This window comes from Vibrio satsumensis (genome assembly GCF_050337435.1).
GTDB lineage: Bacteria > Pseudomonadota > Gammaproteobacteria > Enterobacterales > Vibrionaceae > Vibrio > Vibrio satsumensis.
Genome location: NZ_JAKJSX010000015.1, coordinates 56,860 through 78,157, shown reverse-complemented (window position 1 = coordinate 78,157; position 21,298 = coordinate 56,860). Strand labels below are relative to the sequence as shown.

General features: G+C 44.9%; 23 protein-coding genes. 16 read left to right on the top strand and 7 right to left on the bottom strand.

The features are described from left to right. Nucleotides 1-109 precede the first annotated feature (109 nt). From cytR to rraA, 6 genes are all read left to right on the top strand, one after another. Entirely contained in the window at nucleotides 110-1,114 is a 1,005-nt protein-coding gene (gene cytR, locus L4C44_RS19145; protein WP_048659182.1) for a DNA-binding transcriptional regulator CytR, read from the top strand. Nucleotides 1,115-1,236: 122 nt separating this feature from the next. Continuing rightward, a complete protein-coding gene (gene ftsN, locus L4C44_RS19140) occupies nucleotides 1,237-1,776 on the top strand; it encodes a cell division protein FtsN (protein WP_327785129.1) in 540 nt (179 codons plus the stop codon). A 223-nt stretch (nucleotides 1,777-1,999) separates the two neighbouring features. Next, on the top strand, nucleotides 2,000-2,548 hold the full coding sequence (hslV, locus tag L4C44_RS19135; RefSeq protein WP_004729692.1) for an ATP-dependent protease subunit HslV: 549 nt from the start codon (nucleotides 2,000-2,002) through the stop codon (nucleotides 2,546-2,548). A gap of 58 nt (nucleotides 2,549-2,606) precedes the next feature. Beyond that, nucleotides 2,607-3,947, top strand: coding sequence for an ATP-dependent protease ATPase subunit HslU (gene hslU, locus L4C44_RS19130; RefSeq protein ID WP_048605412.1), 1,341 nt, complete (start codon nucleotides 2,607-2,609; stop codon nucleotides 3,945-3,947). A 155-nt stretch (nucleotides 3,948-4,102) separates the two neighbouring features. Next, the gene (locus L4C44_RS19125) at nucleotides 4,103-5,020 is read left to right on the top strand and encodes a 1,4-dihydroxy-2-naphthoate polyprenyltransferase (protein WP_210446820.1); all 918 of its coding nucleotides are present in this window, start codon (nucleotides 4,103-4,105) and stop codon (nucleotides 5,018-5,020) included. 73 nt (nucleotides 5,021-5,093) lie between these two features. Next, nucleotides 5,094-5,612, top strand: a complete 519-nt coding sequence (gene rraA / locus L4C44_RS19120; RefSeq protein ID WP_017071322.1) for a ribonuclease E activity regulator RraA — start codon at nucleotides 5,094-5,096, stop codon at nucleotides 5,610-5,612. 93 nt (nucleotides 5,613-5,705) lie between these two features. Here the strand turns inward: rraA and zapB are convergent, their stop codons facing one another. Further along, entirely contained in the window at nucleotides 5,706-5,948 is a 243-nt protein-coding gene (gene zapB / locus L4C44_RS19115; RefSeq protein ID WP_008219652.1) for a cell division protein ZapB, read from the bottom strand. Between the two features lie 324 nt (nucleotides 5,949-6,272). Between zapB and glpX the strand changes: the two genes are divergently transcribed. From glpX to L4C44_RS19100, 3 genes are all read left to right on the top strand, one after another. Further along, the gene (gene glpX, locus L4C44_RS19110; protein ID WP_285953296.1) at nucleotides 6,273-7,280 is read left to right on the top strand and encodes a class II fructose-bisphosphatase; all 1,008 of its coding nucleotides are present in this window, start codon (nucleotides 6,273-6,275) and stop codon (nucleotides 7,278-7,280) included. Nucleotides 7,281-7,478: 198 nt separating this feature from the next. After that, nucleotides 7,479-8,099, top strand: coding sequence for a helix-turn-helix transcriptional regulator (locus L4C44_RS19105; RefSeq protein WP_146492418.1), 621 nt, complete (start codon nucleotides 7,479-7,481; stop codon nucleotides 8,097-8,099). Nucleotides 8,100-8,221: 122 nt separating this feature from the next. After that, nucleotides 8,222-8,569: a DUF3135 domain-containing protein gene (locus L4C44_RS19100; RefSeq protein WP_146492417.1), complete on the top strand. Its 348-nt coding sequence runs from the start codon at nucleotides 8,222-8,224 to the stop codon at nucleotides 8,567-8,569. A 60-nt stretch (nucleotides 8,570-8,629) separates the two neighbouring features. Here the strand turns inward: L4C44_RS19100 and L4C44_RS19095 are convergent, their stop codons facing one another. Further along, nucleotides 8,630-9,058: a DUF805 domain-containing protein gene (locus tag L4C44_RS19095; protein ID WP_060983409.1), complete on the bottom strand. Its 429-nt coding sequence runs from the start codon at nucleotides 9,056-9,058 to the stop codon at nucleotides 8,630-8,632. A gap of 45 nt (nucleotides 9,059-9,103) precedes the next feature. Then, complete coding sequence (locus tag L4C44_RS19090) at nucleotides 9,104-9,451, bottom strand: 5-carboxymethyl-2-hydroxymuconate Delta-isomerase (protein WP_017061157.1); 348 nt, start codon at nucleotides 9,449-9,451, stop codon at nucleotides 9,104-9,106. 249 nt (nucleotides 9,452-9,700) lie between these two features. Here L4C44_RS19090 and tpiA point away from each other — a divergent pair, with 249 nt between their 5' ends. Next, on the top strand, nucleotides 9,701-10,471 hold the full coding sequence (gene tpiA, locus L4C44_RS19085) for a triose-phosphate isomerase (RefSeq protein ID WP_146492416.1): 771 nt from the start codon (nucleotides 9,701-9,703) through the stop codon (nucleotides 10,469-10,471). Nucleotides 10,472-10,622: 151 nt separating this feature from the next. Here the strand turns inward: tpiA and pfkA are convergent, their stop codons facing one another. The 3 genes from pfkA to L4C44_RS19070 form a co-directional block, all read right to left on the bottom strand. Next, nucleotides 10,623-11,585, bottom strand: a complete 963-nt coding sequence (pfkA, locus tag L4C44_RS19080; RefSeq protein WP_372143924.1) for a 6-phosphofructokinase — start codon at nucleotides 11,583-11,585, stop codon at nucleotides 10,623-10,625. A 315-nt stretch (nucleotides 11,586-11,900) separates the two neighbouring features. Further along, on the bottom strand, nucleotides 11,901-12,809 hold the full coding sequence (fieF, locus tag L4C44_RS19075) for a CDF family cation-efflux transporter FieF (RefSeq protein ID WP_210446822.1): 909 nt from the start codon (nucleotides 12,807-12,809) through the stop codon (nucleotides 11,901-11,903). A 163-nt stretch (nucleotides 12,810-12,972) separates the two neighbouring features. Continuing rightward, the gene (locus L4C44_RS19070; protein WP_285953294.1) at nucleotides 12,973-13,482 is read right to left on the bottom strand and encodes a CpxP family protein; all 510 of its coding nucleotides are present in this window, start codon (nucleotides 13,480-13,482) and stop codon (nucleotides 12,973-12,975) included. A gap of 178 nt (nucleotides 13,483-13,660) precedes the next feature. Here L4C44_RS19070 and L4C44_RS19065 point away from each other — a divergent pair, with 178 nt between their 5' ends. From L4C44_RS19065 to trmL, 4 genes are all read left to right on the top strand, one after another. Next, nucleotides 13,661-14,350 carry a response regulator gene (locus tag L4C44_RS19065; protein ID WP_146492413.1) on the top strand — a complete coding sequence of 230 codons (690 nt, stop codon included), beginning with the start codon at nucleotides 13,661-13,663 and terminating at the stop codon, nucleotides 14,348-14,350. Then, nucleotides 14,350-15,729, top strand: coding sequence for an envelope stress sensor histidine kinase CpxA (gene cpxA / locus L4C44_RS19060; protein ID WP_285953292.1), 1,380 nt, complete (start codon nucleotides 14,350-14,352; stop codon nucleotides 15,727-15,729). Before L4C44_RS19065 ends, cpxA begins: the two co-directional genes overlap by 1 nt. A gap of 76 nt (nucleotides 15,730-15,805) precedes the next feature. After that, nucleotides 15,806-16,423 (top strand): superoxide dismutase, encoded by a 618-nt coding sequence (locus L4C44_RS19055; RefSeq protein WP_285953291.1) that lies wholly within the window; start codon nucleotides 15,806-15,808, stop codon nucleotides 16,421-16,423. A gap of 77 nt (nucleotides 16,424-16,500) precedes the next feature. Further along, nucleotides 16,501-16,980: a tRNA (uridine(34)/cytosine(34)/5-carboxymethylaminomethyluridine(34)-2'-O)-methyltransferase TrmL gene (trmL, locus tag L4C44_RS19050; protein ID WP_060983415.1), complete on the top strand. Its 480-nt coding sequence runs from the start codon at nucleotides 16,501-16,503 to the stop codon at nucleotides 16,978-16,980. Between the two features lie 167 nt (nucleotides 16,981-17,147). On the opposite strand, the gene L4C44_RS19045 is transcribed toward trmL, so the two are convergent. Beyond that, the gene (locus L4C44_RS19045; protein ID WP_060983416.1) at nucleotides 17,148-17,672 is read right to left on the bottom strand and encodes an FxsA family protein; all 525 of its coding nucleotides are present in this window, start codon (nucleotides 17,670-17,672) and stop codon (nucleotides 17,148-17,150) included. Between the two features lie 284 nt (nucleotides 17,673-17,956). On the opposite strand from L4C44_RS19045, the gene aspA reads away from it, so the two are divergent. After that, nucleotides 17,957-19,408 carry an aspartate ammonia-lyase gene (aspA, locus tag L4C44_RS19040; RefSeq protein ID WP_146492410.1) on the top strand — a complete coding sequence of 484 codons (1,452 nt, stop codon included), beginning with the start codon at nucleotides 17,957-17,959 and terminating at the stop codon, nucleotides 19,406-19,408. Between the two features lie 180 nt (nucleotides 19,409-19,588). Beyond that, the gene (locus tag L4C44_RS19035; protein WP_017630904.1) at nucleotides 19,589-20,896 is read left to right on the top strand and encodes an anaerobic C4-dicarboxylate transporter; all 1,308 of its coding nucleotides are present in this window, start codon (nucleotides 19,589-19,591) and stop codon (nucleotides 20,894-20,896) included. Nucleotides 20,897-21,298 lie beyond the last annotated feature (402 nt).

Genomic DNA, 21,298 nt, shown 5'->3' with positions numbered 1-21,298 from the left:
TGCAATAAAAAAAGTGTTAGCAACACTTTCATAATATCTATTCGATTACATTTATTATTCATGCCTTAGATACTTAGGCAGCAAAGGAACTTAAAAGAGGGTTTAATTTATGGCGACAATGAAGGATGTTGCCCAGCTAGCAGGCGTCTCAACAGCCACAGTATCACGTGCATTGATGAACCCTGAGAAAGTCTCAGTTTCAACTCGTAAACGAGTGGAAACAGCAGTACTTGAAGCTGGATACTCACCCAATACATTAGCTCGAAACTTACGTCGCAACGAATCAAAAACCATCATCACAATCGTTCCTGATATCTGTGACCCTTATTTCGCCGAGATCATTCGTGGTATCGAAGATGCTGCAGTAGAAAATGACTACCTTGTCTTACTGGGTGATAGCGGCCAACAAAAGAAGCGTGAGTCTTCGTTTGTTAACTTAGTTTTCACCAAACAAGCTGACGGCATGCTGTTACTTGGCACTGACCATCCATTTGATGTCAGTAAGTCTGAACAAAAGAACTTACCACCAATGGTGATGGCGTGTGAGTTTGCCCCTGAGCTTGAACTTCCTACCGTACACATCGATAACCTGACCTCGGCATTTGAAGCGGTTAACTACCTAGCTCAGTTAGGTCATAAACGTATTGCTCAAATCTCAGGCCCAGTATCAGCAACACTTTGTAAGTTCCGTCAACAAGGCTACCAACAAGCGCTACGCCGTGCTGGAGTCTCAATGAATCCAGCCTACAGTACCGTCGGTGATTTTACCTTTGAAGCGGGTGCTCAAGCAGTTCGTCAATTGCTAGCACTACCTGAGCAACCAACCGCTATCTTCTGTCACAACGATGCGATGGCCATTGGCGCTATTCAAGAAGCGAAGAAGCTAGGCTTACGCGTTCCTCAAGACCTATCGATTGTCGGCTTCGATGACATCCAATTTGCTCAATACTGCGATCCACCGCTCACCACCATCTCTCAACCTCGTTATGAGATTGGACGCCAAGCGATGTTGATGATGCTTGATCTACTGAAAGGCAACGATGTGCAAGCAGGTTCGCGTCTACTTGAAGCTAAATTAGTGGTTCGAGGCAGTACAGCACCACCTCGAATGTAACCCTCAAAAATACCCTTACAAATCTGCGGCACATTTTGATGTGCCGCTTCCATTTCTACACTATTATCCTCGCGCAATCTGGATTACCATGAGGGCAGAATCAGCAACTATTGAATTGTCTTGTGGCTAATAGAGATTATGTAAAGCGCGGTCGTGGTACGAAAAAGCCGACCAAGAAACAAGCCCCTCGCCGTAAACCTTGGCGCAGTGGTCTTTTGGCGATCCTCCTTGCCGGTGGTTTTGGTTACGGACTTTACCTATTGAGTAATGATCCTGAGCCGCCAGCACCAACACCTGTGGCTACCAAACCAAAACCTAAGCCAAAACCAGCGAAAGTGATTCCACCGCCTCCCGAAGAGAAGTGGGACTACGTTGAAACGCTGCCAAGCCGCGAAATTGAAGTAAAAGCCAAAGAACAACAGATCTCTAAGATCCCTTACGTGATGCAGTGTGGCGCTTACAAAACGTCAGCACAGGCAGAAACGCGCAAGTTAGATATTGCGTTCCAAGGTATCTCGAGTGAAATCCGTAAAAAAGACGGCAGTAGCTGGTACCGTGTGGTTCTAGGGCCATACAAGTTGAAGCGTGACGCAGAACGCGATCGCCATAAGCTGCAACGAGCAAAAATCGAACCTTGTGCTATTTGGAAAGACACCGAGTAGTTTTGAGTTCAGCGTCAGTCTCTGTCTTAGTAAAAGCCAAAACCAAACACCGAAAACCTCCCATTGTGGAGGTTTTCTTTTATCCCCCTCCCCTTTAGCCAAATTTCCTTACAACTTCCACCGATAAGTTGCACGACATCACTCCCCCTTCCTTGAATTATCCGAGCACCATCCTCATATACTTTTTATACCCAAAGATAAGAAATATTAAGAGGCCCTACTCGTGACTACCATTGTATCTGTACGTCGTAATAATAAAGTCGTCATCGCGGGTGATGGACAAGTATCTCTAGGCAATACTGTAATGAAGGGCAATGCCCGTAAAGTACGTCGCCTATACAACAACAAAGTACTGGCAGGTTTTGCTGGCGGTACCGCTGATGCTTTCACGCTATTCGAAAAATTTGAAAGCAAGCTGCAAATGCACCAAGGCCACCTGACCAAAGCTGCCGTTGAGCTAGCGAAGGATTGGCGTAGCGACCGTGCTCTACGTAAGTTAGAAGCACTGTTAGCAGTAGCGGATGAGACCGCTTCACTGATCATCACAGGTAACGGTGACGTAGTTCAACCTGAGAACGACCTGATTGCGATCGGTTCAGGCGGTAACTTTGCTCAAGCAGCAGCTACTGCACTATTAGAAAATACTGATTTAGATGCGCGTGAAATCGCAGAGAAGTCGCTGAACATTGCAGGCGATATCTGTGTCTTCACCAACCATCACCACACTATTGAAGAACTAGAAAGCACCGTTGAGCTGCCAAAGCCAGAGTAACGACCGCTTCCATCAATAACGTTGTATTCAACAGTGATTAAAGAATTAAGGAAAAACCATGTCTGAGATGACTCCTCGCGAAATTGTTCACGAACTCAATCGCCACATAATCGGCCAAGACAACGCTAAACGTTCAGTTGCCATCGCTCTGCGTAACCGCTGGCGTCGTATGCAGCTTGAAGAAAGCCTGCGTGTTGAAGTATCACCAAAGAACATCCTAATGATTGGCCCAACGGGTGTGGGTAAAACTGAAATTGCTCGCCGTCTAGCGAAACTAGCAAACGCGCCTTTCATCAAGGTAGAAGCGACTAAGTTCACCGAAGTTGGCTACGTTGGTAAAGAAGTTGAGACCATCATCCGTGATCTAACGGACGTTGCAATCAAGATGACACACCAACAAGCGATGGAAAAAGTACAATACCGCGCTGAAGAACAAGCGGAAGAACGCATTCTTGATGCCCTTCTACCACCTGCTCGTGATGCGTGGGGTCAGAACGAGCAATCAACTGAAGACACCACCTCTTCAAACACTCGTCAGATTTTCCGAAAGAAACTGCGTGAAGGTAAGCTAGACGACAAAGAGATCGAAGTTGATGTAGCTGCACCGCAAATGGGCGTTGAAATCATGTCACCTCCAGGAATGGAAGAGATGACAAACCAGCTGCAAGGTATGTTCCAAAACCTAGCGGGCGACACCAAGAAAAAGCGCAAGATGAAAATCAAAGACGCATTCAAAGCACTGACCGAAGAAGAAGCTTCAAAGCTTGTGAACCAAGAAGAGCTAAAAGAGAATGCGATCTTCAACGCAGAAAATAACGGTATCGTCTTCATCGATGAGATCGACAAAATCTGTAAGCGTGGCGACAGCTCAGGCCCAGACGTATCTCGCGAAGGTGTGCAACGTGACCTACTGCCTCTTATTGAAGGCAGCACAGTATCAACGAAGCACGGCATGGTTAAAACTGACCACATATTGTTTATCACATCAGGCGCATTCCAAGTGGCTAAGCCATCTGATCTGATCCCTGAACTACAAGGTCGTCTGCCAATCCGCGTAGAGCTTGAAGCGCTTTCAGCACATGACTTCAAACGCATCCTGACTGAACCAAAAGCATCTCTAACAGAGCAATACATTGCCCTAATGAAAACAGAAGATGTCAGCATTGAGTTCACTGAAGATGGCATCAACCAGATTGCGGACGCAGCATGGCGCGTAAACGAAACCACTGAGAACATCGGTGCGCGTCGTCTACACACTGTAATGGAGCGCCTAATGGATGAGATTTCATTCGAAGCAACAGACAAAGCTGGCAGCAAGCTAGTGATTGATGAAGCTTACGTAACATCAAAACTTGGTGAGTTCGTAGAAGACGAAGACCTAAGTCGCTTCATCCTGTAGCACACCAAACTCCAACTTATTGCTCTATCTCAAAGAAATAGCAGCTAATAAGCGAATTCAAGGCCCACTTTCAAGTGGGCTTTTTATTACCCGAAAAATGGGCGTATACTCAAATCACAGTATGAAACGAAGACTTACAAAGAATTAGACCTACGATGAAACAATCTCTACTGATTTGGCTTGATGCCGCACGACCAAAAACTCTGCCTCTCGCACTTGTCTCTATTCTTACAGGAAGTAGTTTAGCGTTCGCCGGTGGTCAGTTTTCTTTATCAATAGCATTACTGGCTTTTTTAACCGCCACCCTATTACAGATTCTATCGAACCTCGCCAATGACTATGGCGACGCCGTAAAAGGCACAGACAACGAAAACCGTCTGGGGCCTACACGTGCCATGCAATCTGGCGCGGTAACAGCGAAAACCATGAAGCAAGCGATCATCCTCAACGTCATGTTTACCGTGATTGCCGGGCTGATTCTTATTTTTCATGCGCTGAGCTCGCTCGAAAGTATCTTATCTTTCATTGCGTTAGGCATATTGGCCATTGTTGCAGCCATCGCTTACACCGTCGGTAACAAACCTTATGGCTATATTGGCCTTGGTGACTTATCGGTGTTTATCTTCTTCGGTTTGTTAGGTGTTTCAGGGACTTACTTCTTACACACTGGCCATGTTGAACCAAGCCTGTTTTTGCCTGCTTTAGGCTGCGGACTGATGGCGGTGGCGGTACTCAATATCAACAACATGCGTGATATCGAAAACGACAGCGAATGCGGTAAGCGCACCATGGCGGTTCGCCTAGGACAGCGCAAAGCCAAGCACTATCATTTTGCACTGCTTGGCCTCGCCCTTGCGTCTTTCGCTATCTACCTACTTATTCAAGAAAAACCGGCCTGGATCAGTCTGCCGTTTTTACTGAGCATTATTATCGTTTATAAGCATGGTAAGGCTGTTTGGGAAACCGAAAAACCAGCACAGATCGCACCAATGATGCCTGTGATTGTGAAATGTTCATTGGTCACTAACCTATTGTTTGCAGGGGTTGTCGTAGCTCAAACTCTATTGAGTTAATTGAGACTAATCATTGCAAAGGGATCAAGCACCGATATACTCAAAGTAAGCTCATTGTTCAAAAGGTATACGAATGGAATACAACACTTCAGCACTGTGCGACATATATTTGGATCAAGTTGATGTCGTGGAGCCAATGTTCAGCAACTTCGGTGGACGTGCATCCTTCGCAGGACAGATCACGACATTAAAGTGTTTTGAAGATAACGCTTTAATTCGCTCCGTATTAGAACAAGATGGTCTAGGGCGTGTACTGTTAATCGATGGTGGCGGATCACTACGCAAAGCGCTGATCGATGCTGAAATTGCCTTACTTGCCGAAGACAATGAGTGGGAAGGGATTGTAGTTTACGGCTGCGTTCGTGAAGTCGATGAGCTTGAAGACATGAACCTAGGCATCCAAGCCTTGGCTTCTATCCCTGTTGGAGCGAGCCAAGAGGGTGTCGGTGAGTTAGACGTTCCTGTGAACTTTGGCAGCGTGACCTTCTTACCCGAAGATTACCTCTACGCAGACAACACCGGCATCATTCTTTCAGCAGAACCTTTGGACGTAGAACTCGATCTGGATGTTGAAGAAGAAGAGGTCGAGTAATTCACTCGGCTTTGAATAATAAAACAAAGATTAAGAACAAACAAAAACGCCCGCTACTGAGTAGCGGGCGTTTTTTTAAACCTGAAGAGTCGATTACTCTACTTCATCCATTTTACCAAGAAGGTTACGGATGCGATCTTGCCATGCTGAATGCTCTTCCTGCATTTGCTGAGTTTTTTGCTCTAGCTCGTGACGGCTTGCTTTAAGCTCACCAGCTTCTGTTGCTAGTGCTTGTTTCTCTTCTTTAAGCTCTTCCACTTCCATTTGAAGAAGTGCAATTGTATCTACTGCTGTTTGAATTTTTGCTTCTAGCTGCTCTAGTACTTCAAAAGACATTCTGGCCTACCTTTAAGTTATCCGTTTGATGGTGAAGGTTCACTCCACTTATTTCCCCATTCTACTCAGCAGAGCAAGGATAAACACTCAATATATTCGATATTTTGCGCCATTCGATGAAAAAAACAGCGCTTTTTACCGAATATTGACGTGAATGATTACCACCACAACGGCAAACCGATTATTTTGATGAATAATAACTGTTTTCCACTGCGAATTGATCGAGAGCAATCTCCAAAAAACAAAAAGGCAAACGTTTCCTTTTGGATATGGTAAAATTCGCCGCGAAATTTCTATTCCCCCTTTGAAAATTTTGGAGTCCGCATGAAACGCGATTTAGCAATGTCATTCTCTCGTGTCACAGAAGGTGCAGCACTAGCTGGTTACAAGTGGCTTGGCCGTGGCGATAAAAACGCTGCAGATGGCGCTGCTGTAGAAGTAATGCGTAGCCTATTAAACAAAACCGAAATTAGCGGCGAGATTGTTATCGGCGAAGGTGAAATCGATGATGCACCTATGCTGTACATCGGCGAAAACGTAGGTGTAGGCGGCGACGCTGTCGACATCGCAGTTGACCCAATTGAAGGGACACGCATGACAGCAATGGGCCAATCAAATGCATTGGCTGTATTGGCGGCAGGCGAAAAAGGCAGCTTCCTTAAAGCGCCTGATATGTACATGGAAAAGCTAGTTGTTGGCCCTGGCGCTAAAGGCGTGATTGACCTAGAACTGCCACTCACAGAAAACCTAGAAAACATCGCTAAAGCACTAGGTAAAACACTCGATACTTTAGTAGTAACCACACTTGCGAAGCCTCGTCACGATCAAGTAATTGCCGATATGCAAGCCATGGGCGTTCGTGTATTCGCAGTACCAGACGGTGATGTTGCAGCGTCTATCCTAACCTGTATGCCAGACAGCGAAGTAGACGTCATGTACTGCATCGGCGGCGCACCTGAAGGTGTGGTTTCTGCTGCGGTAATTCGCGCACTCGACGGCGACATGCACGGGCGTCTTCTACCTCGTCATGAAGTTAAAGGCGACACAGAAGAAAACCGCAAGCACGGTGAACTTGAGCTTGAGCGTTGTGCTGAAATGGGCGTAACGGCGGGTATCGTGTTGAAGATGGAAGACATGGCTCGCAGCGACAACGTTGTGTTCTCAGCAACGGGCATCACTAAAGGTGACTTGCTAGAAGGCATTTCTCGTCAAGGCAATATCGCGACAACAGAAACCCTGCTTATCCGTGGCCGCTGCCGTACTATTCGTCGTATCAAGTCTATTCACTACCTAGAGCGTAAAGACCCAGAAGTGATTGGTCACATCCTGTAAACCTAAACTAGGTTCAACAGAACACGCGAAGGCTGATACCAAGTATCAGCCTTTTGTTTTATTAGCGCACCAGAATCTGACCATGGCTGCCAATAGAGTAAAACGCTAGCTATAGAGTAAATCCCCATCAATATAGTAAATAGTTTGCTTTATAAACACCTTACCTCATAATAGTAAGGTTCATAAGGTAGGGATAGTATGAAAACAAGCGACAAAATCTTACAGACCATCAAACGTCAAGGTGCGGTAACCGCGAAACAACTGTCAGAAGAGTTTGGCATGACGACAATGGGTGCAAGACAACATCTGCAAAGCCTGGAAGATGACGGTATTCTTGCGTTTCATGATGTGAAAGTAAAAGTGGGTCGCCCGACTCGCCACTGGTCCCTGACGCAACAAGGTCATAGTCAATTTTCCGACCGACATGGTGAACTCACCATTCAAGTGATTGATGCTGTAGAAAACCTATTTGGTAAAGAAGGATTGGCTAAGGTTGCTGCCGAACGTGAACAACACACACTCAAGCAGTATCAAACTGCGCTGTCTGATTGCGACTCACTCATCAGCAAACTTAAAAAACTCACCCAACTTCGTGAAAACGAAGGCTACATGGCAGAACTTCAAGAGCATGACGATCACTACATCTTGATCGAGAACCACTGCCCTATCTGCAAGGCTGCGACTCGTTGTCCTAGCCTGTGCCAATCTGAGCTCAATGTGTTTACTGAGTTACTCAAAGATGAGTGTCATGTGAGCCGTACAGAGCACATCATTGCTGGCGAGCGACGCTGTACTTATACCTTAACACCCACGCTTTGATCATCACGGTAAGCGGTTAATGATGTCTCAATATTGAGAAAATATAAATAGATTAAAATTCGTACAAATTTCTTTCTTAAGCTTATAGCATATGAAACACGCTTAATGCTAAGGAAGGAATCATGGCATATCCGCAACCCGCTCAAAAACTGCCACCCTTTGATGAACTGGTCCAACTCGCAAAAAGCGATCCTAAAGCATTCAACCAATTCAAACACGAGATGTGCGAGCAGATGATTTGTTCGGCTTCTGAAGCCATGCAAGACAGGCTACGCGCTCAGCAAAGTCACATCGACTTAGTGGTTAGCCGTTGTAAAAACCCACACCATGCCAATGTTGTGCTCATGCAAGAACTTCGTTGTCAGGTATGTAAATTCCAAGATGCACTCGAAGGCCGTTGCAGATTCGAAGAATCTCTACCTGAGAATGTTGTGCCCTTCAGGCCGAATACAGAGCCCAAAATGTACTGAAAGTAGAATAGTATAAAAAGAAAAAAGGGAGCGCGATGCTCCCTTCTTATCTATTCCTTGTTAATACTTACACGGGTCTTCGCCGTAGTCGTTGCGGCCTTCTGTACCTTTCAACAAGCCACACTCAATAAGAATCCATAAACCACACACTAATGCCGCAACGGTTGCCGCCATATGAACTGGCGATACCGACTCTGTGGTAGTCGCAGCCATTGGTGAAGCTAAGCGACCCAGAACTAGAGGCACATTTAACAATAACCAGTAATTCGACTTATTGCGATCGTGCCAGCGCTTAGCGGTAACCGCTAGATCTGGGATCACTAGCAGCAATAGGAAGATTGGTAGCAGGATATAAGAGTAAGCAGGGAATAATACAGAGATACCAGAAGCAAAACCAGTAATCGCTATATAGTAGAAAATATTCCAAATCCAGTAAGTCTTACGACCAATTCTCCCCTTGAAAGAGAGCAGTAATTCTTTCATCGACATCTTAAATACTCAAATTTATACGCCGCTAAAAGTCAGCAGCAATGGTTAGTTTATTACTTTTTGAAAGCAACTTTTATCCATATCACGAATATTCACCGTTAAGCTTCTTACATGACTCGCTTGTTCTTGCAGGATCTGCATTAACGATCGTGACAATTCTCGCTTTTGCTCTTCCGTTCGTCCCGAAAGTAACTCAAAGCTGATATGAATAAAGTCTACACTATCTTCCTCATCACCGACCAACCAATTATGGCAACGCAGTGAACGAGACTTCACTGACGGCACATCAAACAAGCCACATGTGAGAGCGACTTGATGGAGATCTTCCAGTAAGCCTTGGATATTTACTCGCTCATCCACAGAATTGGAGTACTCAAGAACTAGATTCGGCATTGTTACTTCCTGTTGTTAACGCAATCGTTTGTCCCTTAATAACAACTAACGGTGAAAAATCCGAGAAGTTAGCTATTATTCTGTCTGCCGGATCACTGATATATGCTCAAAATCTACTCTGACCATTGAGTAAGATCCAAGAAAGTCATGACCACAGTCATGATCTGTTGATATTATTCTGTTATATTATTTCGTAATAAAGTTTACTTTTTTACATTCGATTTATTTAAATACTTTGGAGATATTCCTATGCGTCATCCTGTAGTTATGGGTAACTGGAAACTAAACGGCAGCAAAGAAATGGTTGTTGAACTACTAAACGGTCTTAACGCTGAACTTGAAGGCGTAACAGGCGTAGACGTAGCAGTTGCTCCACCAGCACTTTTCGTTGATCTTGCTGAGCGTACGCTTACTGAAGCTGGTAGCGCGATCATCCTAGGTGCTCAAAACTCTGACCTAAACAACAGCGGTGCATTCACTGGCGACATGTCTCCAGCAATGCTTAAAGAGTTCGGCGCATCTCACATCATCATCGGTCACTCTGAGCGTCGTGAATACCACAACGAATCAGATGAGTTCGTAGCTAAGAAATTCGCATTCCTAAAAGAAAACGGCCTAACTCCAGTTCTTTGTATCGGTGAATCTGAAGCACAAAACGAAGCAGGCGAAACTGTTGCAGTATGTGCTCGTCAACTTGACGCTGTTATCAACACTCAAGGTGTTGAAGCTCTTGAAGGCGCTATCATCGCTTACGAACCAATCTGGGCTATCGGTACTGGTAAAGCAGCTACAGCTGAAGATGCACAACGCATCCACGCTCAAATCCGTGCACACATCGCAGAGAAATCTGAAGAAGTTGCTAAGAAAGTTGTTATCCAATACGGCGGTTCTGTTAAGCCAGAAAACGCAGCAGCTTACTTCGCACAACCAGACATCGACGGTGCTCTAGTTGGCGGTGCAGCTCTAGACGCGAAAAGCTTCGCAGCTATCGCTAAAGCAGCAGCTGAAGCAAAAGCTTAATTTAAACGTCACCGTTTAGATTAGATGAAAGGTCAACTTAGGTTGGCCTTTTTTATTGCCTGTAGTTTTTGAAACCTCAAACGACAGGTACAAAAAAACCGCTGATAAATCAGCGGTTTTTAAATATTTTCAAGCGAACGCTAAGCGTGGCTTAGAACAACTCTTCTGCAACGCGGAATAGCTCAGAACGGTCTGGGTTCTGCATGTTCTCGATACAATCGATAATGTCGTGGTGAACAAGTTCTTCTTTCTCGATACCAACACAACGACCACCATGGCCTTCTTGAAGAAGGTGAACAGCGTAGTTACCCATGCGAGAAGCCAGTACACGGTCAAATGCAGTAGGACGACCACCACGTTGGATGTGACCAAGAACCGTTGCACGAGTTTCACGACCAGTTGAAGATTCGATCTCTTTAGCCAGTTCGTTCGCATCCATCATTAGCTCAGTTAGAGCGATGATTGCGTGCTTCTTACCTTTAGCAATACCATCTTGGATGTTGCTGATAAGCTGTTCTTTATCTAGGCCAGTCTCTGGAGTAATGATGTACTCACAACCACCCGCGATTGCTGACATAAGCGTAAGGTCACCACAGTGACGGCCCATGATTTCAACAATAGAAATACGTTGGTGAGAAGAAGACGTGTCACGTAGACGGTCAATTGAATCGATAACAGTGTTAAGCGCTGTTAGGTAGCCGATTGTGTAGTCAGTACCCGCGATATCGTTATCGATTGTGCCTGGAAGACCGATACATGGGTAACCCATTTCAGTCAGTTTCTTAGCACCCATGTAAGAGCCGTCACCACCGATAACAACTAGTGCTTCGATACCGTGCTTCTTAAGGTTCTCGATGCCTTTCTCACGAACAGCAACTTCTTTGAACTCAGGGAAACGTGCAGAACCTAAGAAAGTACCACCACGGTTGATTACGTCAGATACGCTTGAACGGTCAAGCTTTTCGATACGATCTTCAACAAGGCCTTGGTAGCCATCGTAAATGCCGTAAACTTCAATGCCAACTGATAGTGCAGTACGAACTACGCCGCGAACTGCTGCGTTCATGCCTGGAGCGTCACCACCACTGGTCAAAACACCGATCTTCTTAATCATGCTCACCCTCGATTTTTGGGAATCTATTATTCAATTCTTTTGCTTGCTGACTGTATATCAACAAGATTTTAAATCTGTATTTGTGCTTTATGTTACATTTCCTCAAAGGGAATAGCACTTAAATCGCGTAAATTTATGTAACATTTCTACTTCTGTAAGAGTATTACAGTTTTACTCAATAACTTTGTTGATTCACATCAGAATCAACATTAATTGTTATCAGCTGTATTTTGTCTCACCAAAGAACTAGCAATTTTTACTCACTTTAGTTCAAAAGCCACTCACTTACCATTTGCTACCCATTTCTTAGCACGCTTACCATGAATGGGATTTCTGCTGCTTCTCTGGTCCAAATACGACCGAGTATGGATCTTGATGAATTAATACATCAGCATCAGGGAAAACAGAGATAAGCTTGTCTTCTACTTCGTCAGAAATGCGGTGCGCTTCAATAAGTGGGATATTATCTTCGAGTTCTAAATGTAATTGAATGAACCGAACAGGCCCTGAACGGCGCGTTCTTAGTTGATGCACACCCAATACACCTTCCACACTCAACGATGTCTCTTTAATTAGCTTGAGCTCTTCATCAGGCAACTTCCTATCAAGCAGAGATTGAATCGCTTCCATCGCCATTTGATAAGCGCTGTAAAGAATGTAGATACCGATACCAATCGCGAATACTGAGTCTGCTTGACCGATGCCAAACCAACTAAGTGCCAATGCCAGCATGATCGCCGCATTCATATAAAGATCAGACTGATAATGAAGAGAATCGGCAGCTATCGCCTGGCTACCTGTTTGGCTCACAACGTACTTTTGGAATCGAACCAAACCAAAGGTCATTACAATCGCGAACAAGCTGACATAAATACCAACTTCTGGAGAATTCAGCTCATGTGGTCGGAAGAAACGCTCTATACCATTGAGAATAAGGAAACAAGCGGAACCAGAAATAAACATCGCTTGTGCTAATGCGGCAAGAGATTCAGCCTTACCATGGCCAAAGGTATGCTCTTTATCAGCGGGTTGCAGAGAGTAGCGAACGACGACGAGGTTGACTACAGAAGCGGCGATATCCAACAGTGAATCAACAACAGAAGCTAATAAACTGACTGAACCTGTCACCCACCACGCTGCAACCTTCACAACCAATAATATGGTAGCAATGATGGTGGCTGCCCAAGCGGCGAGCGTAACTAAACGTGCATATTTTTGTTTCATAAATTGGCTATAAAGTGACTGATAGCACAAAGTATAACCCGCAAACAACCGATTGAATATGACAGCCATGATGTAAAATATTCATTTTTAAGGATCAAAAAAAGCGGCACACAGCCGCTTCTTTGCAAACACCTTCATTCAACTAGGTTTTTCAAACCATGAATTACTGATTTTTGTTCATATGCTTTTCCATTTTGTCCGCACACTTCGCCATGCGCTCTTGCTGAATTTCTTTCAGTTGAGTCTTTTGCTCAGGTGTTAGTACGCTCATCATTTGATGTTGTTTCTTAAGCATTGCTACGCGACGCTCAGTTTGCTTCTCAACCATTTGGCTTGCTAGGTCGTTTGCTGCCGCTTCGTCAAAGTTGTCTGCAAGTACCAATGCTTGAACTTTCTCGTGATGCGCTTTCATTTGCGCGATCTTGTCAGCTTTATTGCCTGAATGTTTTGCTTTCATCTCAGCGCGATTCGCTTCACGCATCTCTTTTAGTTCTGCTTTTTGAGCATCCGTTAGGTCTAGCTGACGCATCACTTTCTTATCGAAGCCGCCACATTTGCCGTGCATACCTTTGTGGTCGCCTTTATCACCACCACCGTAAGCATACGCGCTTGCTGTACCAAAGATAAGTGGAAGTGCCGCAGCTGCTAGTACAAGTTTCTTAGTCATTTTCATAATTGTTGCCTCAATTCGGTATAATAAGTCATGTGTTGCGTCTGTTTCTCAGCGCTTGAATATAGATTAGTCTTTCCCTCGTAAAGTGACGTTTAGAAAGCGTAAAGAATCGTAAAGAGTGAAAGTTGACGAATAATTAGCAGTATTATTAACCTAACTAAATGATTAAGGCTTCCCAATGGCGAACATTCTTCTTATTGATGACGACACCGAGTTAACCAGCTTACTCAAAGACATTCTGAGCTTTGAGGGCTTCACTGTTTCCGAAGCCAATGATGGCTACGCGGGGCTCGAGGCGATCAATGATGAGATTGATTTGATTCTTTTGGATGTGATGATGCCGCGTCTTAATGGCATGGAAACACTAAAGAAGCTGAGAGAAAATTGGGAAACACCCGTGCTCATGCTGACCGCAAAAGGCGAAGAGATCGACCGTGTGATTGGCCTTGAACTTGGCGCGGATGATTACCTACCTAAGCCTTTCAGTGACCGCGAATTGTTAGCGCGTATTCGAGCTATCTTGCGCCGAACGCAGACCACTGCGGCACCTAAAACCACCAGCGATAAGGTTCAATATCAAGACATCGAGGTATTCCCTGGTAAACAAGAAGCTTATTGTAATGGCCAGCTTATCGACCTCACCACTACCGAGTTCGCCCTGCTGAGCCACCTAATCCAGAACCCGGGGCAAGTGATCACCAAGGAAACGTTGAGTTTAGATGTGCTCGGTAAAAGACTAGCAGCATTTGACCGTGCGATAGACATGCACATATCCAACCTGCGTAAAAAAATTCCTGAACGCAGTGACGCCAAACCTCGCATCAAGACCTTACGTGGCCGTGGTTACTTATTGGTAGAGGAAGATTAATGCGTATACCTAAAATCACCAGCTTATATGGACGTATCTTTGCTATCTTTTGGTTCACCATGTTACTGGTGCTTTTGTCGGTACTGTCGCTTCCCCATTTAGACCCGCGTGTAGCACGCGATGTACCCGCGGATCATCTCAATAAATTAGAGCGTATCGCTAAATTCACAGAGAAACGCTACGCCAAAGAACCGAATCTGGGCAAAATTGTATTCCAACTTGAGGCACCACGTAGCCGCAAGGACTCACGAGCTCGCATCTACTTAACCGACCTTGAAGGAGCCGTCCTTACCTCTAAGAGACATTCAGACTACAAGTTGAAGGCAATTCGCAACTTTGTGACCTCAATTGAGAACCCTGAAGTGCCGAAACAAAAGCTCTACGGACATTACATGGTGGCTGGTCCAGTACCGATCAAACTGGCAGGTGAAGAGTTGTTGATGTATGCCGGAGTGAAATGGAATCAACCACCGCCATTCTTGTTACGCCTATTTGATAGACCTTTACAGCTATTGCTTGCTGTCATGTTAGCGAGTACTCCGCTATTACTTTGGCTAGCTTGGGCACTGAGTCAACCAGCTCGCAGGCTAGAACGCGCTGCGCAACGTGTAGCGAAAGGCCAGTTTGAGGTCGACCCAACACTTGAAAAAGGTACCTCTGAATTCAGACAAGCGGGTGAAAGCTTTAACCAAATGGTCGAAGCGGTAAACCAGATGATTTCGGGGCAACAGCGACTACTCTCTGATATATCACACGAGCTCCGCTCACCACTGACTCGTCTGCGCATGGCGAATGCGCTGGCAATTCGTAAACAAGGTGAGAGCCAAGAACTTGAACGTATTGATACCGAAGCACAACGTCTTGAACAGATGATCAGTGAGCTACTGACGTTATCTCGTATGCAAGTCGACAGCCACATTACTCGTGAGGTTCAGCCTATCTCGAGCCTATGGGAAGAGATCTTGAAAGACGCACAGTTTGAAGCCGAACAGATGGGCAAACAACTGACGTTCTCAGAGATCCCTGAGCGTTCTATTTCGGGTAACCCTAAGCTGCTGATGAGCGCGCTAGACAACATTACACGCAATGCGATCTACTACGGCAAAGACCAAGTGGATGTGCAATTCCATGTGGTTCAGGATCAGCTAACAATTTGCGTCAATGATAATGGTGATGGTGTACCAGAGGATGAACTGGATTCTATCTTCAGGCCTTTCTATCGAGTTTCCACTGCTCGTGATCGTAACTCAGGCGGCACAGGGCTTGGGTTAACCATAACTGAGAGTGCGATTCGTCAACACAGCGGAACCATCACTGCAAGCCGCAGCACGTTAGGCGGATTACAACTCGAAATCACCCTACCTATCTTACCTGTGTAATATCCCTACAAAGATCGTAGTTGATAATGATTGTTATTATCATTATTGTAAATCCTCTAATTAAGGAGGATTTACCATGTCTCACACTTTCCCTGCTCTGCCCTACGCTTACGATGCCCTAGAACCTTACATCGATGCCAAAACGATGGAGGTGCATTACAGTAAGCACCATAAAACTTACTACGATAAGTTTATTGCGGCTGTCTCTGGCAGCGAACTTGAACAGCAATCACTGACTGAAATCTTCGCCAACATCTCCCAACACAGCCCTGCCGTTCGTAACAATGGTGGTGGTTACTACAACCACATCTTGTATTGGAACTGCATGTCTCAAGACGGCGGTGGTGAACCAACGGGTCAACTCGCTGAGGCTATCAATAGCACGTTCGGTGATTTCGAAACATTCCAAGACGAGTTCGCTCAAGCGGCAATCAACACCTTCGGCTCTGGCTTTGCTTGGCTAGTGGTAGAAGAAGGACAACTCAAGATCGTCTCAACCTCAAACCAAGATAATCCTTGGATGGATACAGTTGCCAGCGATGGTGAGCCGATTCTCGCGCTCGATGTTTGGGAACATGCTTACTACATCAGCTACCAGAACCGTCGTCCTGATTACATCAATGCATGGTGGAACGTGGTGAATTGGAATGCAGTATCAGAAAACTACGCACAAGCATTAGCGAACAACGCGTAAGCTGATGGTGGCGAACTGTACTCACTCAGCTTGCCACCGTATACTCTGGCTATCTTTGATTATTCTTGTGAACCAACATGTTTGATATCGCTTTATACGAACCAGAAATTGCACCCAATACGGGTAACATCATCCGCCTATGTGCTAACTGCGGCGCAAACCTTCACCTTATCGAACCGCTTGGCTTTGATTTTGAAGAGAAGAAAGTTCGTCGTGCAGGCTTGGATTACCACGACCTAGCGCGAGTTAAACGTCACAAGAACCTAGAAGCCTTCCTTGAGTATCTAGAAAATGAGCGCGAGGGTGGTTTCCGCATCTTTGCTTGTACCACTAAAACAACAGGTCACCACGTTGATGCAAAATTCCAACAAGGTGATGTGTTGATGTTTGGCCCAGAAACACGCGGCCTGCCAGCTGAGTTCATCGAAAGCATGCCGATGGAACAACGTATTCGCATTCCAATGATGCCAGACGCACGCAGCCTGAACTTATCAAATGCTGTAGCAATCATCGCGTTTGAAGCATGGCGACAAATGGGATTTGAAGGCGCAGTATAATGCCAATCGCAGTAAATAACCGCTCATCCGCCCTGTTATTTATTACTTGATATCACGAGTAAGTAATACTCAATAAAAAAGGCTGTTACCGTTATCACTTTCTGACGAAGGATAAAGGTAACAGCCTTTTCTGTTTTTCCCTCTATATAAAGAAGAGGGAAAGTGGATTAGTTTAGTCGGTTACGATCGTTATCGTCGTCTTTCTTCTCAAACTCACCTTCAAAGGTGTTGCCATCTTTTGACTGGTCAAATGGGTCACGATTGAATGGGTCTTGTCCAAAAGGACTCTGACCAAAGCCAGTTTGCCCACCCGCATGGAAACCACCAGACATATTTTTAACCACCATTTTTTCCATCATTTTCTTGGCAATCATCGCTCTTGGTGCTGGTAGCAACACCAACATACCCAGCGCGTCTGTCATGAAACCCGGAGTCAGCAGTAATACGCCTGCAACCGCAAGCATCACGCCTTCAAGAATCTGTTGTGCCGGCATTTCGCCTTGTTGCAATCGACCTTGAACAGACATAAGTGTCTGAATACCTTGGCTACGAACAAGAGATGCACCAACAAATGCAGTAATCAAAACCAACGCAATAGTTGGCCACAATCCTAAGAAGCCACCAACTTGAATAAATAGCCCAATCTCAATGATGGGTACGAAGATAAATAGTAATAATAAGATAGGAAACACACGCCCTCCTTTGTTACTTGCAGTTTACGCTGAAAGCCCTACCAATCTCAAATTTATCCTGTAAATGAGCGTGTTTATTGACCCGGAATAAGTTTGCTGAATATTGACGAAACAAAACCGAAAAAGGTGATCAACTTAATATTTTTATGCGCTAAGTACAGTATCATGTGCCACATAAGTCAGGACGGATTTATCAGCCCAATATTCTAGCGAACGGAGTATTTGCACACAGAATAGGCTAATAACTAACTATATAATCAGAATAATTCTCTAAGGATCCTGTTATGGCTACTCAATCAGAAGCTCAAATTGAAGCTCCTCAAGCTACTCGTCTCGAAGAAGATCTATTAGGTCAACGTCATGTTCCGGCTGATGCTTACTACGGCATCCACACTCTACGCGCAGTTGAAAACTTCAACATCTCAAATGTAACGATCTCAGATGTACCTGAATTCGTTCGCGGTATGGTAATGACCAAGAAAGCGGCGGCTTTAGCAAACAAAGAGTTAGGTGTAATCCCAAGCGAAGTGGCTAAATACATCATCCAAGCTTGTGACCTAATCCTAGACACGGGCAAGTGCATGGATCAGTTCCCATCGGATGTTTTCCAAGGTGGTGCTGGTACTTCTGTAAACATGAACGCGAACGAAGTTATTGCGAACGTGGCACTTGAACTGATGGGCAAAGAAAAAGGCCAATACGAGTTCATCAACCCAAATGACCATGTAAACCGCAGCCAATCGACAAACTGTGCTTACCCAACTGGCTTCCGTATCTCTGTTTACAACAGTGTTCGTAAACTGATCGACGCTATCGAATACCTAAAGGGCGCATTCGAGCTTAAGAGCCAAGAATTCAATACAATTTTGAAGATGGGTCGTACTCAACTTCAAGACGCAGTTCCAATGACGGTTGGCCAAGAGTTCCATGCTTGGGCAGTAACCATCAATGAAGAAATCAAAAACCTAGAATACACTTCAAAACTACTGCTTGAAGTAAACCTAGGCGCAACAGCTATCGGTACCGGTCTAAACGCAGCACCAGGCTACCAAGGTCTTGCAGTGAAACACCTAGCAGAAGTAACTGGTCTTGAATGTGTCGCGGCTGAAGATTTAATCGAAGCAACGTCTGACTGTGGCGCATACGTAATGACGCACGGCGCACTTAAGCGTCTAGCGGTTAAACTGTCTAAGATCTGTAACGATTTACGTCTACTTTCTTCTGGCCCACGTACTGGCCTGAACGAACTGAACCTACCTGAACTACAAGCTGGCTCTTCAATCATGCCTGCTAAAGTAAACCCAGTTGTACCTGAAGTAGTAAACCAAGTTTGCTTTAAAGTTCTAGGTAACGACAACACGGTTTCTTTCGCTGCAGAAGGTGGTCAACTGCAACTGAACGTTATGGAACCTGTAATCGCACAAAGCATGTTTGAGTCTCTAGACATCCTAACAAACGCATGTGTGAATCTACGCGACAAGTGTGTAGACGGCATTACTGTAAACAAAGAAGTATGTGAATCACACGTATTTAACTCTATCGGTATCGTAACTTACCTAAACCCATACATTGGCCACCACGAGGGTGACATTGTCGGTAAGATCTGTGCTGAAACAGGTAAGAGTGTACGTGATGTGGTTCTAGAGCGCGGTTTATTAACCGAAGAAGAGCTTGATGACATTTTCTCTGTTGAAAATTTAATGCATCCTCAGTATAAAGCAAAACGCTACGAATAAAGTTAGCGAAAAAGGGCTCCAAGCGGAGCCCTTTTTTAGGCTCCAATACGGTTAACCCTGCTTATTATGTGGATTTCCATTGGTTGCGTTTTTGCTAAATTGAATCTAAACCATAGAACTATTATGTGAACATTCCATCGGCGAATGTTCACATAATAAAATCTAAATGAGGTGTTACTTATGATTGCAGTAGAACTATTTATCGTCCTGCTCTTTATCTTTTTGGGGGCCAGAATTGGCGGTATCGGTATTGGTTTTGCCGGTGGTGCTGGTGTTATTGCCCTTTCACTTATTCTTGGCGTTCCAACAAGCCAATCTTTCATCCCGATCGACGTAATCTTGATCATCATGTCGGTTATTACCGCTATTGCTGCAATGCAAGTTGCTGGCGGTATGGACTGGTTGGTGCAAATTGCAGAAAACTTTTTGCGTAAACACCCTGAACGCATCACCTTTTACGCGCCGATTGTGACCTTTGTAATGACACTAATGGCGGGTACTGGTCACACAGCATTCTCTACGCTTCCTGTTATTGCAGAAGTAGCGAAAGGCCAAGGTGTTCGTCCTTCGCGTCCACTGTCTATCGCGGTTGTCGCTTCTCAAATTGCCATCACAGCTTCGCCAATCTCGGCAGCGGTTGTGGCTTTCGCAGCAATGCTGGCACCATTTGGTGTTGATTACCTAACGCTATTGATGGTTTGTATCCCAACAACCTTCATCGCTTGTATGGTTGGTGCTGTTGTTGCGAACTACATGGGTAGCGAACTGAAAGACGATCCTGTTTACCAAGAACGTCTAGAGAAAGGTCTAATCAAACTGGCGACAGAAGAGAAACGCGAAATACTTCCAACAGCGAAGAAAGCAACGTACATCTTCCTAGCTGCGATTGGTTTCGTGGTTTGTTACGCAGCGGCTATCTCTAGCTCTGTTGGCCTAATTGAAAACCCAGCGCTAGGTCGTAACGAAGCGATCATGTCTGTGATGCTGGCAGCGGCAGCGGCTATCGTGATGTTCACTAAGATTGATGCAGCGAAGATCTCTTCAGCGCCAACGTTCCGCTCTGGTATGACAGCGTGTGTTTGTGTACTTGGTGTGGCTTGGTTAGGTTCAACGTTTGTGAACGCACACGTTGCTGAAATCAAAGACGTAGCAGGCGCTCTACTGGCTGATTACCCATGGATGCTGGCTCTTGTTCTGTTCTTCGCTTCTATGCTGCTTTACTCTCAAGGCGCAACAACGGTTGCACTGATGCCTGCAGCACTAGCAATTGGCGTAGCACCACTAACAGCCGTTGCTTCTTTTGCTGCGGTAAGTGCTCTGTTCGTACTGCCAACTTACCCTACACTACTAGCGGCAGTTGAGATGGATGACACAGGCTCAACACGTATCGGTAACTACGTATTCAACCACCCATTCTTCATTCCAGGTGTGGTAACAATCAGTACTGCGGTAGCACTAGGCTTCGCATTCGGCGGTCTGTTTATCTAACATACGCTGGCGATTGAACATTTAAAAGGAAGCTTCGGCTTCCTTTTTTGTTTTCTGCTCAATGTATTATTTGATACGCATCAAATAACCATTATAAAATTTAAAAACGTCTTAAAAATAAAGTTTGAATAAAATTCCAAGATTATTATAGCCGTTCATAAACAACACCTACCAAATCAATCATCCCCCACTTACCCTTAATCCACAACGAATATTAATCCAAGCTAACTAACCAAAAAACCTTGCCATTTTTTTACCATTTTCTAACCCATTCATTGGCCATTATTTTTGTGAACAGAACCAAACTTAAATTCCAACGTAAGGAATAAAATAACCGCAGCTAAAATAAATCTAACTTCATTTGGATTGGTAAATATAAAAACATTAATTTAAAACATCCAA